The following is a 19,286-nucleotide window of genomic DNA, read 5'->3' on the forward strand; positions in this document are numbered from 1 at the left end:
ATATATGTAAATAGAAAAAAGTAGTTTTATAGAAAATTGGGAGGATATTATATTTTTTAAGAAATATTTAATTGCATTAAAAGATATCGGCATTCATCCAGAGGGCAAGCCCATCTGGTTTTCTGTCGATAAAATCTATAACACAGAAACTGTTTTAGAATATTTTTCTGTAGGACTAAGGTATATTTTAGAAATTGTAGACTATGATGTGGATATTATGAAACAAAAAGTAGATACTATTATTCCTGAAAGGATACTTAAATTAAGAGCAGATTATTCTGCTCTTTTTTTATTGAAATTATTTCCTGCATAAATAATGTGAAAAGTCAATAAATCCCAAAATGCTTCAGCATAAATAGCTATATTTTTTTAATCTAATCAACATTAATTAAACATCTAAGAAATATAATCTCTGTACCATTTAAATATAGCTTTAAGATCAGAAATATTTTCTTTAATAATTCTCAACAGAATCTCTGGATCAATTTCTGCATAATCATGAACAATAATATTTCGAAACTTTGCCATTCTAATATAATCGTCAGCATTTTCTTTTATTATATTATTATCCGCCAGTATCTCAATAATTTCACTGTTAAATTTAGGGTTACCCAGCCGCTCATCACTTATAATATGACTCCCAATATCGAGTACAGCTTCTACAGCCAGATGCAGAGTCCTTTCTAAGTATCGAAATAGTATTTTGTCTGCAGCCAGCTTTTCGAATTCTAGATCTCTATATTCATCCAAATCATTTATATATTCTTCTAAATGTATTAATTTCTCTTTAACTATTTCTACATCTACCACAGTTAAAACCCCTTCCCTAATTTTTTTTCATAAATATCATAAAATCTCTTCATATCTATATAATTTAAAATAGCTTTTTTCTCCAGCTTTACTCTTCTGCTCTGATCAGTACAGTAAATCAACTTACCATCCAAAATCTTATGTTTTAACTTAAGATCAGCACTAACAAAATCCACAATGTCGATATTTCTTCCAAGCAGTTTCTCCAGCCCAGCCATAAATTCTAATTTTAAATTGAATTTTTCAAACTTATCAGCTGCCTCAAAATATATTAAAGCCAGATCTAAATCACTATTATCATTAAATCTATCCATATTAAAAGAGCCAAAAATATAAACAGCTGAAACCTCAGTATATTTAGAAAAATATTCTACCACTTTCTTTTCTATTTCTTCTCTATTTAACATTTTACCACCAGACTGCATATGTCTCACCTTCTTTAAAATGTACTTTCTTCTGTCAACTTATTTTCTTTCTGACTTTCCCCATTTTTTATATACTGCTGCAAAAAGGGGAGATGCAGGAATATTGAAATTTTTAGTCAATGAATCTTAACGAAATGAAGGAAGAAATAGGGTTGAACTACAGGATGGAGTGAGCTAATCATGAGTCAGGAGGACTCATTGATTAGTGTGCCCTATTTCACACCCGAATTGAGTTTTAGATAAATCTAAAAATTTCGTTGATGACTAAAGCCCCCTTTTTGCAGCTTGAAAATAAATTTTGGGGAAACTCCTAATTTTCTTTTTCTATATTATATCACTTATACTGTATTTTATAAATTCAATCTGCAGAATAATCAATTTTCGATCTATTCTAATGTCTAAAGAGAAAAATCCTCTATTGATTCATCAATTATATCCTGAGTTATACCGATATAGTCTAAAGTTATTCTGGGTGAAGAATGGTTAAATAGTTTCTGCAGCAGTGCTACATCTTTATGCTGTTTATAATGGTGGTAGCCAAAAGTCTTTCTTAGGGAATGACAGGCAATCCTGTCAAGTCCAACTTCTTTCCCAGCACTACTCATAATTCTGTATGCCTGAAATCTTGTTAGGGGTTTATTGGTACCAATCCGGCTCTGAAATAAATACTCATGATCTTCCATATCTTTGATATATTTATCCAACTCACACCGCAAATTTGAATTAATTAAAAATCTCTTATTTTTAGAAGTCTTCTCTTCTTTAATGACAATATGACTTTTATTACGTACATCTTTAACCTTGATTTTAAGCAAATCTCCTATTCTAAGTCCGGTGTTAATACCTAAAACAAAGAGAATATAGTTTCTATAACTTTTTTTCAGCAATAATTTTTTAATTTCTTCAATTTTTTCTTTATCTCGAATTGGCTCAACTTTATTCATTTTAACCTACCTTTCAGCAAAATATTGCTTTTACATTTTTAGTATACCACCTCTCACATGAAATTTTAAGTAATTTTTCCATTATTATCTATTTATAATAATTAAAAACCGCTCCCAAAAGGAACGGCTAAACAAAATATTTTTGATAAACTTCCAGTGTTACAAGTTCCTGGGGCAGACGCAAATCATTTTCCCAGGCCTGCCGCAGCTCTGCAGCCATATTAGCAAATCCCTGCTCTTTAAATTCAGCCAGCACCTCTTCTAAAACTTTCTGCTTTTTATGCTGCCGCTTTTGAGATGGGTAAAAATTATCTGTTTCATCTAATAGCAGCTGATAATATTCACCCAGTAATTTAATTTCAAACTCAGGATATTTATCTTTCAGAGAAGTATAAATTGCCAGACCTTCTGGATCAAAATCACCAGCATAGTAAATATTTATACTGTTCAGCACTTCCTGCCGCTTATTATTTCGCAGACTAACTCCCAGCAGTTCTTCCAGAAAAGAAAAACTTCTGATAATCTTTTTCCCCTGACCATAAATAACAGTATCAAAACCTCGAGCAAAAATATCAATCCCAGCAGCCAGAGCCTTTTTGGCACCGATAAAGGCTGAATGGTTTTCCATAATTAAAATATTACTGATTTGAGTTGGATCCACTGTCCAGTAAACAAAAAGGTGATTGTACTGCTGGGCCTTTAAGTCAGCCAGACTCAAATTTAAATTGCTGAGAAGCTTCTTTCCCTCAGCTCGACTTAAATATTTCTCATCTGCAAATATTTCCAGAGAGCGTTCCTCGCGGCTGGCCCATTCCCGTTTAGATTTACTATTTAAAAATTCCACCAGCTTAAAAAGCTTCTGCTTTAGCTCCCCTGTCTGCTCAGCCGGTCTTTTTAGATAATAGCCGAGGTCAAGCTGGCGGGAGAGCTTTAGAATATCTTTATCTGACCAGCACTTCAGCTCTTCTCTGACCAGAGTCCAGCGTTTTTTAAGCTGTGGCTGGCGCTGATTAAAATCAGAACTTTTAATTGTTTTTATTTTATTTTCTGCTTCCAGCTTTTTTAACAGCTTAAAGAAAGTCTGGTAGCCACCGGCTGCCTGATAGGGAGATGCTCCGCCCAGTCTGGTTTTAATAAAATTTTCTAAATCAGCCAGCTGAAAGCGGAGCCTGCCGTCCAGCACTTCCCTTTTATATTTTTCGAAAAGTCTAATCCACTTTTGCTCGTCTTTCACCATAAATCACCTGTCCCTGTACAACTCCCTGATTACGCTCAGTATCTCCAATCTCTAAGGCCCAGAAAACCGGAAAGCGCTCACTAATTTCAGTTTTGATAATCTCGGGAGCAGCAAATGTTATCAGCTGAAAATTAAGCTTATCAGCAATTTTGAAAATCGGATCCAGCACATGAGCTGCCGAAGCCTTACCAAAGGGATTATCCAGAAAAAGCACTGTCCAGGGATTTGATTTATCAAAGCGCTGTTTTTTGTAATTTAAAAGCATCATCATCATAAAAGCATTTATAGAAAGGGACTGACCACCACTTCCTTCAGGTCCATTACCCTTGCCCTGAATAACGGATTCCCAGTCAGAATAAAAATAATCCTGAGGACGGGCATGAAGAAACTCATTCTTTTCCGTCATCTTATAGACCTGAAGTACTGGATATCGTCCCCGCAGAGCTCTGGAAAATAGAGCTGTATCTCCACAGTATTCCTTCAGCTTATAATCAGGCAGCTGTTCAACATCAATCTCCTCCCGGTTAAATTTGTTGATCAGCTCTAAAAAATATTCCTTAAGTTCAGCTGTAACCTCATCTTCATTATCAGGCAGCAGATCATCCCGGCGCAGTTTAACTAAGGGAAAAGCAAATCCCCTCCTGTTGTGATATACCATATTGCTGATCATTTCTTTCATTGAAGTTACAAGCCGCATTACTTGGATTGCCGAGCGCTCTGCCCACTGCTGTCTTGCTTCTTCTGCCTCCCTTTTGTTGCGGTCAATTGTATTCAGCTCATTATTGATATATTCTTTAAATGAATTTAACATCTCAAAGTTATACTGATAATCACTTACTCTAAAATTATGCAGCAGTTTTTCATTAATGCTGTTTTTTAAAGTATTATTTTCCACCACATCTTTAACATCATTTTTAAATTTATAAAAATTATCTTCAGTCTTTTCTCTGAGATTTTTGAGCTTATTTTCAATATTTCTATAATCATTCTCCCAGCTCTCAATTACTGCCGCCGGTGAATCCTTAAGTTCTTCCTTAACTCCGACATTGAGTTCCCCTTTAGCTGCATCAAGCTGATAATATTCCAGCTTATTGATTAAATTATTATATATCTGCAGTTTCTCTTTATAATTTAAAATCATCTCTTCTAACTTTGAAAGATATTCTTTATTTTCACTCAACCCTTTTTTGATTTCTAACTCTTTAATATTAAGGTCAACCTCTTCCCAGCTCTGAACAGAACGCTGAAACCGTTCTTTTATTTCAGCTGACTTTTCTTCCAGCTCGTTTTCCAGTGTTTCCAGCCGACCACTGCGGACCAGAATTTTTTCCTTCATCCTCTGAGCTTCCTGAGCAGTTTTTTTGAGCTGTTCTTCTATCTCTTCCAGGGCAGATTTAAGCAAATTCTGATTTTTAAAATCATAATTTCTCTCTTCCCAGTCAGCTGCCAGCTGCTTTAATTCAGCTTTCAGCTCATTGATCTCAGCTAAAACTTTCTGCAGTCCCTCTTCTAAATACTTAAGCTCAGCTGCTTTTTCTGCTTCTTTTTTCTGCAGTAATTTAATCTCCTCATAATTTTGATATACTCTGTGCTGCTGAAATTCAAATAGTTCCGGATACTGCTTTTGCGCAGAAATATTTAGCTCTTCTTTCCGATATTCAGCCTTAAACTCAGCTCCGTAATCACTTATCATTTCATTTAAGCTGACTGCCAATTCCTGCCAATTTTGAAGCCAGTTCTGATAATCATTTTCCAGCCTGAGTTCTTCTTTCTGCTTCTTGTTCCGCTCAGATTTGTTTTCACTGAGCATTCTGTCCAGGTGTTCAATTTCAGCCAGTGCTTCCTGATAGCGGTTTTCTTTCTTTTCCAGCTCTTTTTTAGCTTCAAGATAATCCTCAACTTTTTCCTGATTTGCTTTAAGCTCATTCAGCTTTTTTTCTTTCTTTTGATATTCTTTATTAAGAACACGGATCTTTTCGGCTGAATTTTTAATTTTCTGCTCATATTTTTTTATCTCACCCTGTAGAGATTCCAGCTTATATTCTTCTTTTTCCAGTTTGGTCTTAATTGCAGCCGCTGACTCTTCGGCCAGCAAGGTTTCTGCCTGATAATTCAGCTGATTTAAGTTTTTTATTTTTCTCTCCAGAATGGAAATTGTTTCTCTAACCTCAGCCTCTTTATTTTTAAGTCCGCTCAACCACTGTTCAAAATTATTTTTATCTTCAATAAAAGTCTTTTCTTTACCGGTAAGCAGTTTAAAAGACAGTTTAGAACCACTGCTGTCCAGCCTGTGATTGATAAAAATTGGTACTGCAAAATGAGAAATTTCATCTAAAGAAATATTAGCTTTAATTTTTTCCCAGTCTGATTCATAAACTACCACCAGCCCATAAGGAAGCAGTGGATAGTCATTTAAATATTTCCCCCGATCATCAGCCAGCTCAAATAGAAATTCACTTCCATAATAGACGCGGATATCAAGTTCTTTGATTTTCTGATAGAGTCTTTTTTGTTCTAAACTGGACACCCAGTATTCTCTGTCATTTAGGTTTAAATCAAGCTGGAGTTCAAACTTATCTGCATTCAATTCCTGCAGGCTTTCTTTTTTTTCGTTAATTAATTTTAAAAGCTCATTTTTCTGCTGCTGGAGCCACTGCTTACTGTAAAATTCCTCAAATTTATCAAGATTTAAGCTTTTTATAAGCTGAGCAAAAATCTTATCTTCTGCCTGTTTCTGTTTTTTTAGTTCTGTTTTTAAATTTTCAATCCTGCCTGTTTCAGCTGCAGCTTCAACTGCCTTCTGCTGTTTTTTATCCTTCAGTTTTTCTGTCTGCTCATGTTCTTTTTTTAAATCTTCTTCCAGCTTTTCCAGCTTAAGATTTATATTATTTATATCTTCTTCCACATTCTGCAGCAGATAGTCCGGAGTTTCCAGCTCCAGTGGATTAAAAAAGCGGGCCAGCCCTTCTTTTTTCCTGCATAAATTTTTCTCAAGATGCTCATATTCTAATTTCAGCTGCTGTTCACTTCTTATTTTTTGCTCTATATTATCTTCCTGTTTCTCCAGTTTATTAATCTGCTGCTCAAGATATTTTTGATAGGAATAGTAAGCAGCAGCTGAGTTTTTAATTCTGCTGTTTAAATCCCTGCTCTTATCTGCTGTCTGTTTTTTTAAACGCTTAATTTCTGCTTCCAGATCTTTAAATTCTGATCCTGCTTTAAGAGATTTGATCTTTTCTCTTTTTGCGGCAGCTTCTGATTTTAAATTTTCTAAAATGAGATATTTCTGATTCAGCATTAACTGAAGTTTTTCTGCTTCTATCTCCTCAAGCTGCTGCTTAATTTTCTGATGCTCTGCTTCAGCTTTTGACTGCTCTAATTTTAAACTGTTTAAATCACGCAGTTTTTTAACATACTTTAAATTCTCAGCCTCAAAATTAAGTTCTTCAATTTTGCTTTCAGATTTCTCCTTTTCCCGCTGACTGCGGCGCAGTTCATTTTCTAAAAAAGTTTTACTATCTGCAATTCCTCTGAGATAATTATTTCCCCTCTCTCTGATCATTTCCCCTGTTTCGTTAAGCCGCAGTCCTTCTTCAGCATTATTCAATAGGGGATCTGCCATCTGGGATAAGGTTTTTAAATCTTCTCTTCTGGATAAGAGTTCCGGCAAATTGCGTGCAATCTTTACATTATCCACAAAAATATTGAGCAGCGAATTCTTCTCCGGGTCATTATAATAGCTGATACTCTCACTGACAGCCGGGATAATCAGCTGATCAAAAAGTGCCTTATTATCCTTAGCCTGGGAAAAATATTTTTCCAGGCCCCCCTCACTGCGGTTGATATTTTTCATGATTTCCCACTCAGATCGGTAAATACCGTGACTGCTTAAATACTGATAATATTCTGAATTAAGGCTGGAAACTGCTGTTTTGGAATATTTGATAAAATCAGCCCTGTTCTGATCAATAAATTCTTCCAGACTTTCATATTGAAGAACCGGATCACTGCTTTTAGTGTAAAGAGGAAGATTAGTCAAACTAAAGCGGCTCTCATCCTGGTATTTGTGGGTATATAAAAAATATTTTAAGCCGACTTTTCCTTCTTCGTCAGCTGTACTCTGCTGTTTATGGGCGGAGACACAGATGCCTGTTAAAAGTTTTTTGTCATCACTGCCGTCAAGCCTCCACTCCAGGACTACATGAAAGGTATAGGGCTGAAAAACCTGGTAGCGGTCGTAAAACATTCCCTCCAGCTTATTCCCATTCATTTTTCCCCAGGCAGTTCCCGGAAGCAGCAGCTGTGAAATAAGCTGCATCATTACACCTTTACCACTCCCGTTCTGCAGAGTAAAAAGTGTGTGATCAGACTCCAGATCAAAAATAGAATTGCGGTGCTGTTTCTGAAATCCGTCATATTTATTGCCGGTAATCCTAATTTTACTCAGTCTGGGCATATTCTTCTTCCTCCTTTAAATCTTTTCTGCTTTCTAAAATTAATTCCATAAATTTATTATACCTCTTCTGATTGTGGTAAAGATTGTCCAGACGCTCATATAACTCTGCTTTAGGTATCAGCCTCAGCTCATCAGTCTGATCAATAATCAATCCCTGCTCATTCAGCGGCTTTAAAGCTGTGTTAATAAAAGATAGGCGGTTTCCTTTAGTTCTCGTCACATCTACCTTTTCTTCTTTGTTCAATCTGTATTCGCTGAACTCTGTCAGCCACAGCTCTGCTATTTCCTCAACTGCAATAGACCAGTTTTGAGTAAAGTTTTCGTCTTCTTTTTTTCTATCCAGCCAGCTTTCCAAAGTTGCAGTTACCAAATCAGAAAGCCTGTGATAGGAAATTCCTTCTTCTTCCCAGCGTATTCGGACATGACTCTCTTTATCAACCTCAGCTAAAAAGACGGAAATAATAATGTTGGCCAGATAAAAATAGCGCTTTCGCTTTAAACCGGAGTACTCCTGCTTCATCTGGGTATAGGAATTGGCAAAACTTGAGCCTCTAGCCTTTGAGACCAGATGCACATTTTTGGCTGTCGAAAAAACTCTTAGGCCTGCTTCAGCAGCCATGGTATTAACAATATTGTGTATTTCACTGTTTTTTCTGTACTTTTCTGCCAGTGGATCAGAAACTGAAAGAATCTGTTCCTCTAATAATTTGAAAAATAGGGCAGCTCCATTTTCTAATTCTTCCTGGTTAAATGCCATTTTAATCTTCCTCCAGACAAATTTTATAAGGTGAGATAATAAACTGATCAAGCAGATTCACTTTTTTGCTGCTGTCTGTAAGTCTGGCTGATATTTTTCTGCCTTCCAGTTCTGCCAGTTCAGGCTCAACTTTTACTAATTTATTGAATAAAAGCAGCCGTTCATCCAGACCGGGATATTCTTCTACAATCCTTAACCTGATATCGGTAATAATAAACATCATAAACAATTCTAAATTAATCTGCTGGCTGAGCCACTTCTCTTGCTGAGCTGAACTCAGCTTATTTAATTCAGTCAGCTTAAATTCTCCCTCTTTAAGCAGTTTAGCAAAAACATCCTGCCACAGCCGAACCACCAGCTCCCAGTCGATTTCCCTCTCCGGTGCTGATTCAATTTCCACAGTTTCTATTTCACCTTCACTTTCTTCCAGATAGCTGTAAAGCTGCTGTTCTGACCAGGCCCAATCTAAAGGAAAGATAAAGTCCTGCTCAGGTGAAAAAAGTGGATTCAGCATTTTTTCCAAATCGTCGATCTTGGGCAGTCCGGATTTAAGCACCATATTCTGCCAGAAATCTTTTTTAAAACTCAAACGAGAAGTCTGCCAGAAAATATCGGGGTTTTCTCTCCTCAGCTGCAGTTCTAAAGATAAATTAGAAACAGTAAGCTCAGCCAGATAATCATGAAGTGCTCTTGCCCTCTCCAGCTCTTCAAATAGAAGTTCTCCTTCTTTTTGATCAGCATTTTCAAAACTGTCCAACCTGTCCCGCCAGACAAAAATATCACTAAAAACTTTTTTTTCCTCTTTAAACTGTTCCCTGACTTCAGATTCTGTCCTTCTCCGGCGCTCTTTATAAGCAGAAAATATCAGTCCGGGATTGCGCAGAATATCTTCTCTCCAGTCTTTTTCTTTCTTGATTAAATTGCGTACTCTTGCAATTAGATTGCTGACACTTCCTTTTGCTTCTTTAAAGTTGCCGTTTTTAATCAGCTGCAGAGTATAGAACTGTTCTAAGTCAAAACCAAATTCCTGCAGAATCTCACGGGTAATAAAAATTATTTCCTGTGAAATCTCAGAAAGCCTGTAAACTGTGCTGCCACCCTCCTGCCAGCTGGAAGCTTCTCTGTCAGGAATTAAATAGCGGTATTTAAAATTTTTAAAACTACCAGCAGTTTCATCATATATTTTTACATTAAAGTAAGACTGCTGTCTGGGATCACCTGAATAAAGAACTCCATCTACCAGTCTTTCTACTTCTTCTAAATTTATTTCCAGCTGCATTTCTTTTAAAATTTCGACAGTCATCTGGATTAAATCACTTCGGCTGCGCTGATCGTTATTATTTATCTCTCGTTTAAAAATTTTAAGCAGTAGATAAAGGGCAATCTGATGGGAATATTCGTTCAGTGAACCAGCATCCATTCCCCTACCCAGCTCAGCTACTGCTTTGGTTTTTTTTAGCCGCTCATGTAAGCCTGTATTTGCTCGATCCATATAATCCTCTCCAGATAATAAAATTAGTATATTATTAGGTTTAATGTCTTGAAATATATTATATCATTTAAAAATCATTTGACAAAATACAAAATTTTTAAATATAAATGCTCTTTTTATTCTTAAATATTATACTCTTCAATTAAATATTATACTCTGGAACATATTTTGACTCTATTACCTCTGTCTAATAGAAGTTTCCACTCCTTTTTGAAAATATATTTCGTAAATTTAAAAAATACTTGAAAATATATTTCATAAATGTTAGGCTTGTATTAATAAATGAAAGAATATTTTGAATGGAGGCTTAAAAATGAAAAACAATCTCAATGATCTGGTAACAGAATCAGTAAATGAAAATTCTAGAAATATTGATAGAGTTGGTACTAAAGAAATAATAGAGATTATTAATGAAGAAGATAAAAAGGTTGCTTATGCTGTAGAAAAGGAAAAAAATAATATTGCAGAAGCAGTTGATGCTATAAGTAATGCCCTAAAAAATGGCGGAAGATTAATCTATATAGGAGCCGGCACAAGTGGTAGACTGGGAATTTTAGATGCCTCAGAATGTCCTCCCACATATGGAGTCAACACTGAAATTGTACAGGGTTTAATCGCAGGTGGAGAAAAAGCCATACAAGAATCAATAGAAAATGCAGAAGATAACAAAGAAGAAGCTGTTGCCCAGCTTGAAAAAATTAATTTTAGTAAAAAAGATGTTTTAGTAGGCATTGCAGCAAGTGGTACAACACCCTATGTTATCAGTGCATTAGAATATGCAAGATCCTTAAAAGCAGCTACCGTCTCCCTTAGCTGTAATCCTGAGTCACCAATAGCAAAAATTGCAGATATCTCTATTGCACCTGTTGTTGGCCCTGAGGTAATTACAGGTTCTACCCGCATGAAAGCTGGAACTGCACAAAAGATGGTTTTAAATATGCTGACAACTGCTTCAATGATAAAACTCGGAAAAGTATATGAAAATTATATGGTTGATCTACAGGTTAAAAATAAAAAGCTGGCAGAAAGAGCCAAAAATATGATAATGGAAGTAAGTGAGGTGAGTTATCAAAAAGCAGAAGAATTTTTGGAAAAAACAGATTATCAGGTAAAACTTGCAATTATGATGATTAATACTGGACTAGAAAAAGAAAAAGCTAAAAAAGAATTAGAAAAATATGAAGGGCACCTTGCTAAAGCAATTAATAATAATTAATTATCTCTAATAACATCAGCAATATTTTATGAGGAGGAAAATAATGAAAAACGAAAATCTCGTTAAGGAAATTGTAGAAAAATTAGGTGGAGAAAAAAATATTCTTGCTGCTACAAATTGTATGACAAGATTAAGACTTGACCTAAAAGATCAATCTAAAGTTGATCTTAAAAAGTTAAAGGCTATTGAAGGTGTTATGGGAGTTGTGGAAGATGATACTCTGCAGATAGTAGTTGGTCCCGGTACAGCAAAAAAATGTCTTGATATCTTAAATAATCAATATAATATTGGTTCTGATATTAAAGTTGGGGAAGATTGGAAAAAAAACAAAGAAACAATTAAAGGCAGACAAAAACAGAGTAAATTTAAAGAAGGATTAAAGACTATTGGAAAAATATTTATTCCTTTGATTCCCGCAATAATAGCTGCAGGTATTTTTAATGGATTTTCTGGTCTAATAACAAATCTGCAGAATACTGGAAATCTGCCAGCAAATCAGTTCTGGAACATAACTCAATTACTTTTATCTCTACTTGGTGGCTCATTTCTTGGCTACTTTACAATCTTTACTGGTATCAATGCAGCCAAACAGTTTGGAGCAACAGAAGGTCTGGGTGGAATGATCGGTGCCCTAACAGTAATGGGACAGATAAACGAAATATCACAATCTATCGGTATGTTCGATTCTGCTTCTCCACTTAATTCTATCTTAAGATCTGGTAAAGGTGGAATCATTGGTGTTATCATCGGTGTTTATATACTGGCCTTTTTGGAAAAGAAAATAAGAAGAATAGTACCAGATGTTCTAGATTTAATAGTTACTCCAGTAGTAACCATGCTAATTATGGCAGTTGCCATGATCTTTATCGTAATGCCGATCTCAGGAATTTTATCTGACTGGTTGGTAGGTGCATTAACCTTACTTGTAGCTTCCGAAAACCCTGTAATAAGTGTTATCTCTGGTTATGTTCTTTCAGCAGTATTTTTACCAATGGTTTTACTGGGACTGCACCATGGCTTGATTCCTATTTATGCTCTTCAATTAGAAAATATGGGGGGTGTCTCATTATTCCCTGTATTGGCCATGGCAGGTGCTGGTCAGGTAGGTGCAGCTATTGCAATTTATCTTAAAGCTAAAAAAACAGAAAATCACAAATTAAAACAGATTATTTCTGGTGCACTTCCTGCCGGAGTTCTTGGTATAGGTGAACCGCTTATCTATGGTGTCACACTTCCTCTCGGAAAACCATTTATCACTGCAGGCTTGGGAGCAGGGTTTGGTGGTGCATTTGTAATGGTGCAGAATGTAATGGCGGGTGCCTGGGGCCCATCTGGTATATCAGCAATCCCACTGATGCAGCCTGATTCAATACTCAACTACTTTTTAGGTCTTATCATTGCTTATATAGGTGGCTTTGTAATTACACACCTCTTTATAAGAGAAGAAGAAGTTGCAGAACTTAAATAAATTTAAATAAGTTAAAGAGATCAAATATAGACTTTCTCATCTTCTCTTTAAGGTGGGAAAGTTTATAATATAATTAAAAATACATAAATACTAAAATGAAAGGAATATTTTTAATGCTGGGAATATCGCTTTATGCAGGACTTGATTTAAACTTAGAAGAAAATATAGATTACCTTAATCAAGCACACAAACTTGGAATTAATAATATATTTTTCTCTCTCCATATACCTGAAGTAAATAAGAATTTTCTTAAGGAAGCAAAAATACTTTTTAAAGAAATGAATAAACTTAACTTTAATATAACTGCAGATATATCTAAAAAATATTATGAGAAATTAGATCTCTCTCAATTTAATCTGAATGCCCTCAGACTTGATTTTGGATTTAAAAGTAAAGAAATTGCCATTTTAACTAAAAATAATGATTTTAAAATTAATATTAATGCAAGCACAATTACAGAAAAAAATTTGGAAGAAATAATTAAACATGGAGGAAAATTAGCAAATATAGAAGCTTTTCATAATTATTATCCCAGACCAGAAACTGGAATTTCTAAATCGCTTTTATTAAAAAAGAACAATATATTTAAAAAATATGATATAGAAATTGCTGCCTTTATTCCAGCAAATTACAAAAAAAGGCCCCCCATAAAAGCTGGCCTGCCTACTCTGGAAAAACACAGAAAACTATCACCAATAATTACCGGCCAGGATTTATTAAAATCAGGAGTCGATAAAGTATATATTGGAGACAGCAGAGCTTCTTTAGAAGAATTAAAAGATTTTTCTTTAATTAGAAAATATGATAATATAATCCCTATAAAGATATTAACTAAGCTCAGCAGAGAAGAAAAACGATTAATTAATTTAGAACATATAAATCGCCAGGATCCTGGTGAATACATGATCCGCTCCAAAACAGCACGCAAAAACAAAATAGAAAAAATTGAAACAAATAATACAATAAAAAGATTTAAATATTCTCTAACAATTGATAATTATAAATATAAAAGATATGAAGGAGATTTACAGCTCCTTAAAAAAGATTATCCCGCTAATAAAAAGATTAATGTATTAGCAGATGCAGGTGAAGCTGCTCTCATTATAGAAAAAATAAAAGAAGGAGAGACTTTTAAATTTTTAATTAAAGGAGATGAAAGTTCAATCTGCCAGTAAATCTCGTAAGTTTATAGAGGAGGTCAAAACTAATGAAAGTACTATTAAAAATCAAAAATATGTATAAAGATCTAACAAAAACGGAACAAAAAATTGCTGATTATATATTAAATAATAAAGATAAAATAGTAAAAATGTCAGTGAACGAAGTGGCCAGAGCCACTGGAAGCAGTGCAGCCTCAGTAGTTAGATTCTGCAAGAAAATTGAATATCAGGGGTTTCAGGATTTTAAAATCGAATTAATTAGAAATTTAAGAGACTTGGAAAATAATGATGATATCAAAATTTACGATGATATATCAGTAGAAGATAGTATAGAAAATATCATGCAAAAATTATCTTATGATAATAGAAAGGTAATAAAAAATACCATAGATCTATTATCTGTAGAAGAACTAGAAAAAACAGTTGATGCAGCAGAAAACGCAGATAGAATATATATTTTCGGTATTGGAGCATCTGGTCTAGTAGCCATGGATCTGCAGTATAAATTAATGAGGGTCAAAAAAACAGTCATCTATTATCCTGATACACATGCACAACTATCATCTGCTGCAAACATGGATTCTAATGATCTGGCAATAGCAATATCTTATAGTGGAGAAAGCCTCGAAGTATATAATGCTCTAAATACAGCTAAAAAAAGAGGCGCCATAACTATCGCTATCACTAAATATGGAGAAAATCCATTAAATAAAATGGCAGATATAAAATTACAGGTAGCCGGAAGCGAAAAAAATCTGCGCCTTGGTGCTATAACATCTCGTATAGCTCAGCTTACAGCAGTTGATATACTATTTGTAGCATATGCAAAAAATGACTTTGATAAAATAAACGAATACCTTAAAAACACCAGAGAAAGTGTAGAAGCCTTTAAAATATAAAACCGCTCCCAGAAGAAGCGGTTTATACACAAATCCATTTACTATTTAAATGGATTATATAATTTAATGTTTTTTATATTAATAAAATCATTCTCATTTCTTGTAACTAAAGTAAAACCATTTCCCAGAGCAGTAGCGGCAATAATTGCGTCAGGTAATTTTATTTTGTATTCACGTCTTAAAGAAATAGTTTTATCTGCTATTTTATCATTTATATTATATATAGAAGAATTTAACAAAAATTCCTGTGACTTTTTAAAAGAAACCGGAGTATGTCGAGGGAATCCTAAGAATTCCATCTTTGTTATTATAGAAATGTTAAAATCATTTTTTAAAATATTAGTTATATCTTCAAAAGAATATTCAGGAATATTATTATTGAAATAATAAATTAAAATATTAGTATCCAGCAAATACATCTAGAATCTCTCCCATTCGTCTCTCATATTCTTTAAATCCTTATCCAATTCATCTAATTTGATATCCATAACTCCTCTATACTCTTCTGGATTAAATTCTTTCTTTATCACTTCTTCTTCAATTGGTAAGATTAATATTTCAACTTTTTTATTTTTAAGTTCTTCTGGAAGTTTAATTATAGATTCTATATCATTACTACTGATTATTTTTCTTACAAACTCCATCATTTATACCTCCCAATTTTTACTTAATTTTTTAACTTTATAATGTCCTCTAATACTATTATACCACCTATAATATTTTTATTAAACTTATATAAATATGAGAATATATTTCAACAGGCAGTGCTTTTTTATCAGTTAGAGCAGATATTTCAAAAGTATCATAGCCTTTTTCAGTTTCACCTTTGCTGCCATCTCTAACCCGATCAAGAGCTTCTAATTTTTTGCTATATGGTTTAACTGCATCTGATTTGTCACAGCAGAAAATAGTATTATTATCAACATGAGGCCTTACTTCATTTATATATTTTTCAATCAAGTCTTCCTGTTCATTAAAATTTTCCAGATCTCTGGATAAACGCTCAACGGTCTTTTTTAAAAGATTATCTTCTTTTAAGGATCTGCCAATATTACTTAAAAGTACTGATTGACTATCTAATAGTCCGTAAATTATTTGAGATATGAATTTAGTTTTAGGTTTTGATAAGTCTTTTGATAATTTTTTAAAGAAATTACTTACTTTTCGTTTAATTTCATAGATTAATCTGGTATAATTAGTCACGGTGAAACTACTTTATATAATAGTTAAAAACCGCTCCCAGAAGAAGCGGTTTATACACAAATCCATTTACTATTTAGAAATGTTAACAAAATTATCTCCATCAATTTTATAAATAGCTTCATATTCTATATTTTTTTCTTCACATAAAGCCCGCACTTTTTCTAGATCCTGATCATTAATTCTTCCTGATAAACCACAGGAAGAGCTTATATGACGGGGAACGGGAGTGATTCGCAGATTTATTTCTGCAGATTTTAACTCTCGTTCAAATTTCAAGGCCAGATGGGTAGAGTAAAAGGTAAATACGAGATTATATTCTTTCAAAATTATAGCTCCTTTACCATAAATTTGATATACCAAATTACTAAAATCATTCTGATATACAAGTAAACAAACAGCTCTAATTTCAACTAAAACAGCCAGGAAAACTCCATCTAAATCTTGTTTTTTATTTAAGTGGAGAGGTTCACAAGCACAAAAATTGTATCTGTAAATTTAAAGTTTAAATTTATTTATGCCATATTTTTTGAAATCAAAGCAGCACCAATAGCACCGGCAAATTGAGAATCCGGGTAACTAAATACTTCTGTTTTTAATTTTTTACTCAACTCATTTTTTATAACTTCACTCTGGGCCAGCCCCCCTGTGAAGAGAACCTGCTCCTGAAAAGTTGTTTTGCTCAATAGAATATTAATTCTATTTATGATAGAGGCAATAATTCCACCGGCAATTTCACTTTTACTAACTCCATCAGCTAAAAGAGAAATTATCTCTGACTCTGCAAAAACAGCACACATACTGCTGATATTGGCTTTTTTCTCGTCTTTGACTATATTATCTAAATTATCAATTTGTTCTTCCAAAGAGTTAATTGTCATCTCCAGAAACTTCCCTGTTCCGGCAGCACATTTATCATTCATTGCAAAGTCAATTACATCTCCAGAATCATTGAGAGATATTACTTTACTATCCTGTCCACCTATATCAATAATAGTTCTAATATTATTATTAAGATAATATCCACCTTTTCCGTGACAGCTTATTTCTGTCACAGTTTTATCAGCAAACTGCTGAGAAACTCTTCCATATCCTGTCGCTACAACTGCTTTTAAATCTTTAGCTTTTAAATTATTCGCCTCCAGTAAATAATTAAGGGTCTCTTCTCCACTTTTCTGTGGATTCCACCCAGTTGGTGCCAATTTCTTATCTATAACCCTATCTTTAAAGAGAACCCCCTTACAGGCAACTGAGCCAATATCAATCCCAATATAATACATTTTAAATCTCCCTTTACATCATTTCTAAAAACGCAGTTAAGCGTGTCTCTAACTGGCCTTTATCTGACTGAGAATAATCTGTTTCAATATTAAGATAAGAAGTATTGGATTTTTTAAGCTCATCTTTAATTCTCTTTGTTTCGACATTATAAGTATGACATGCCTGTAAGACCATATCCACAACACCGTCAACCTGATATTCTTCCACTAATCTATTAATTAGCTCTACCCGATTATCATTGGGACTTATACAGGAACAGGGAGTATTTAAATATTTTTCTGCAATTGCATCGACCGGGCTTTTATCCTCAGATACAGTCTCCTCATTTGGCTTTAAGCCAGTACAGTTTTCCAGACAAACTACAGAACCACCATTATTTTCAATAGCTTCTATAACTTTTAAAGTGGCAGCACCCATTGGACAGCCGGTAACTAAAATCCTGGGTGCATCTGCGCTAATTCGTTTTTCCCCCTTTTTATAGTTTTTTAATATTTTTTCAGTTATTGCTTTAGTTCTTTTATTGGCTATTTCTTTATCAAAGGTATAGCTTGAAATATTTAAAACTTTAAAAATCTCACTGCCATAAATAGGTGAAGGCTTGAGTTTTGCCAGCTCATAAAATTCTTTTAAAGTATTTCTTTCTTCATTTTTAATTTTAATTTCTTCTTTTAAGCGCTGTTCAGTAATTTCTGTCTCAAATTTTTCTTCTAAAGTATCTTTTAACAGCAATACTTCGTTTTTCCAGAAATCAAGATCAACTTCTCTATGCGAAGATTGCGGCAGTTTCATTACATGTACGGGAGTAACCTCATTTAAGTATTCGTACATCTTCTTTTTTCCATCACAGGTTGTCTCTCCAACAATTATATCTGCAAAATGGAAATATGGACATTTATCGGTAATTGCAAATCCATAGCTTGATTTAATAAGTGGACACAAATTTCTGGGCAAATCTTTTTCTGCTTCATCAATAGTATCATTACTGGTACTGCATAATGTTACCGGTACAGCACCAGCTGCCCTTATTACTTCATAAGGTGTAAAGACACAATAAGTTCCAACAACATTTTTCCCTTCTTTTTCTACCATATTTTTCATGACAACTGGACCATGTCCTTCTAATTCTCCATCTAAATTATTGAAAATTTCTTCTATACTCTGCATATTTTATTACCCTCCAATTATTTATTTCATTATTCTTTTATAACCAGTTTACAGCCATATTAGCTGGATTACCAAAAACAGCCAGCAGTCCACCTAAAAGACCCATCATCCCCCAGTAATAATAATGCCTTTTTTACTATTCATTTCTATTCCCCCCAAGCTATAAATATATGTATTATATTTCACAACAATTATAGCATAAATAGTTTGTTTTATAAAGTATTATTATTATTATTATAAAAATTTATTATAATCTATTGAAATAATATCATTGCAGACATATAATAAATATAAATACTGATTGTGAGGAGGAAAAAAATGAATAAAATTTATCTTGATAATGCAGCTACAAGTAAAGATAAAGCTGAAGTAGTTAAAAAAGCAATTCTTAACTATTATGATAATATTGGCTGCAGTCCTGGGCGAGGAGGATACGAAGATTCTCTTAAAGCAGGTCGTTTAATTATTGAATCAAGAAATACAATTGCTGACTTTTTTAATGTAGATGATCTAAAACAGATAATTTTTACTCATAATGTAACCTATGCTTTAAATATTGGAATTAAAGGAATTTTAAAAAAGGGAGATCATGTAATAACCTCAACGATGGAACATAATTCTGTTTTAAGACCATTAAATAGACTGAAAAAAGATGGAATAATAGATGTTGATTACATAAAATGTGATAGAAGTTATAGTCTGCTAGCAAACCTCGTGGGCTTGCCCCGAGAAAATAGCAGACGGTTTTGAATTTCAATTATTATGTTTAGCTAATAA

Annotated in this window: 18 protein-coding genes; 5 read left to right on the top strand and 13 right to left on the bottom strand. The window is 33.7% G+C overall.

Annotated features, from left to right (window positions below; translation table 11 throughout):
- Positions 1-396: 396 nt before the first annotated feature.
- The 7 genes from DFR78_RS10615 to DFR78_RS10645 all read right to left on the bottom strand — a co-directional run bounded on the left by DFR78_RS10615 (position 397) and on the right by DFR78_RS10645 (position 10,121).
- Positions 397-810, bottom strand: coding sequence for a DUF86 domain-containing protein (locus DFR78_RS10615; RefSeq protein WP_158531765.1), 414 nt, complete (start codon positions 808-810; stop codon positions 397-399).
- A 2-nt stretch (positions 811-812) separates the two neighbouring features.
- Positions 813-1,235 carry a nucleotidyltransferase domain-containing protein gene (locus DFR78_RS10620; RefSeq protein WP_114458822.1) on the bottom strand — a complete coding sequence of 141 codons (423 nt, stop codon included), beginning with the start codon at positions 1,233-1,235 and terminating at the stop codon, positions 813-815.
- A gap of 398 nt (positions 1,236-1,633) precedes the next feature.
- Positions 1,634-2,179 (bottom strand): site-specific integrase, encoded by a 546-nt coding sequence (locus DFR78_RS10625; RefSeq protein WP_114458823.1) that lies wholly within the window; start codon positions 2,177-2,179, stop codon positions 1,634-1,636.
- 127 nt (positions 2,180-2,306) lie between these two features.
- Positions 2,307-3,413 carry a Wadjet anti-phage system protein JetD domain-containing protein gene (locus DFR78_RS10630; RefSeq protein WP_158531766.1) on the bottom strand — a complete coding sequence of 369 codons (1,107 nt, stop codon included), beginning with the start codon at positions 3,411-3,413 and terminating at the stop codon, positions 2,307-2,309.
- Positions 3,388-7,872: a hypothetical protein gene (locus DFR78_RS10635; RefSeq protein WP_114458825.1), complete on the bottom strand. Its 4,485-nt coding sequence runs from the start codon at positions 7,870-7,872 to the stop codon at positions 3,388-3,390. The genes DFR78_RS10630 and DFR78_RS10635 overlap by 26 nt, the downstream gene beginning before the upstream one ends.
- The gene (locus DFR78_RS10640) at positions 7,856-8,629 is read right to left on the bottom strand and encodes a DUF6063 family protein (protein ID WP_114458826.1); all 774 of its coding nucleotides are present in this window, start codon (positions 8,627-8,629) and stop codon (positions 7,856-7,858) included. Before DFR78_RS10640 ends, DFR78_RS10635 begins: the two co-directional genes overlap by 17 nt.
- A gap of 1 nt (position 8,630) precedes the next feature.
- A complete protein-coding gene (locus tag DFR78_RS10645; RefSeq protein ID WP_114458827.1) occupies positions 8,631-10,121 on the bottom strand; it encodes a hypothetical protein in 1,491 nt (496 codons plus the stop codon).
- A 313-nt stretch (positions 10,122-10,434) separates the two neighbouring features.
- On the opposite strand from DFR78_RS10645, the gene murQ reads away from it, so the two are divergent.
- The 4 genes from murQ (at position 10,435) to DFR78_RS10665 (ending at position 14,864) form a co-directional block, all read left to right on the top strand.
- Positions 10,435-11,337 (top strand): N-acetylmuramic acid 6-phosphate etherase, encoded by a 903-nt coding sequence (gene murQ / locus DFR78_RS10650; protein WP_114458828.1) that lies wholly within the window; start codon positions 10,435-10,437, stop codon positions 11,335-11,337.
- A 43-nt stretch (positions 11,338-11,380) separates the two neighbouring features.
- Positions 11,381-12,805 (top strand): PTS transporter subunit EIIC, encoded by a 1,425-nt coding sequence (locus tag DFR78_RS10655; RefSeq protein ID WP_114458829.1) that lies wholly within the window; start codon positions 11,381-11,383, stop codon positions 12,803-12,805.
- Between the two features lie 113 nt (positions 12,806-12,918).
- Positions 12,919-13,980 (top strand): MupG family TIM beta-alpha barrel fold protein, encoded by a 1,062-nt coding sequence (locus DFR78_RS10660; protein ID WP_114458830.1) that lies wholly within the window; start codon positions 12,919-12,921, stop codon positions 13,978-13,980.
- A gap of 32 nt (positions 13,981-14,012) precedes the next feature.
- Positions 14,013-14,864: a MurR/RpiR family transcriptional regulator gene (locus DFR78_RS10665; protein WP_114458831.1), complete on the top strand. Its 852-nt coding sequence runs from the start codon at positions 14,013-14,015 to the stop codon at positions 14,862-14,864.
- Positions 14,865-14,905: 41 nt separating this feature from the next.
- Here DFR78_RS10665 and DFR78_RS10670 read toward each other — a convergent pair whose 3' ends face one another.
- The 6 genes from DFR78_RS10670 to DFR78_RS10695 all read right to left on the bottom strand — a co-directional run bounded on the left by DFR78_RS10670 (position 14,906) and on the right by DFR78_RS10695 (position 18,509).
- Positions 14,906-15,283, bottom strand: coding sequence for a type II toxin-antitoxin system VapC family toxin (locus tag DFR78_RS10670; protein WP_114458832.1), 378 nt, complete (start codon positions 15,281-15,283; stop codon positions 14,906-14,908).
- Entirely contained in the window at positions 15,284-15,511 is a 228-nt protein-coding gene (locus DFR78_RS10675; protein ID WP_233487053.1) for a hypothetical protein, read from the bottom strand.
- Between the two features lie 64 nt (positions 15,512-15,575).
- Positions 15,576-16,067 carry a hypothetical protein gene (locus tag DFR78_RS10680; RefSeq protein ID WP_199505613.1) on the bottom strand — a complete coding sequence of 164 codons (492 nt, stop codon included), beginning with the start codon at positions 16,065-16,067 and terminating at the stop codon, positions 15,576-15,578.
- Positions 16,068-16,136: 69 nt separating this feature from the next.
- Positions 16,137-16,391, bottom strand: coding sequence for a DUF3343 domain-containing protein (locus tag DFR78_RS10685; RefSeq protein WP_114458834.1), 255 nt, complete (start codon positions 16,389-16,391; stop codon positions 16,137-16,139).
- Between the two features lie 188 nt (positions 16,392-16,579).
- The gene (locus DFR78_RS10690) at positions 16,580-17,344 is read right to left on the bottom strand and encodes an acyl-CoA dehydratase activase (RefSeq protein WP_114458835.1); all 765 of its coding nucleotides are present in this window, start codon (positions 17,342-17,344) and stop codon (positions 16,580-16,582) included.
- A gap of 13 nt (positions 17,345-17,357) precedes the next feature.
- On the bottom strand, positions 17,358-18,509 hold the full coding sequence (locus tag DFR78_RS10695; protein WP_114458836.1) for a double-cubane-cluster-containing anaerobic reductase: 1,152 nt from the start codon (positions 18,507-18,509) through the stop codon (positions 17,358-17,360).
- 318 nt (positions 18,510-18,827) lie between these two features.
- Between DFR78_RS10695 and DFR78_RS10700 the strand changes: the two genes are divergently transcribed.
- Complete coding sequence (locus DFR78_RS10700; protein WP_233487054.1) at positions 18,828-19,259, top strand: aminotransferase class V-fold PLP-dependent enzyme; 432 nt, start codon at positions 18,828-18,830, stop codon at positions 19,257-19,259.
- Positions 19,260-19,286 lie beyond the last annotated feature (27 nt).

It is taken from the genome of Halanaerobium sp. MA284_MarDTE_T2, from assembly GCF_003337245.1.
Lineage (GTDB): Bacteria > Bacillota > Halanaerobiia > Halanaerobiales > Halanaerobiaceae > QPJE01.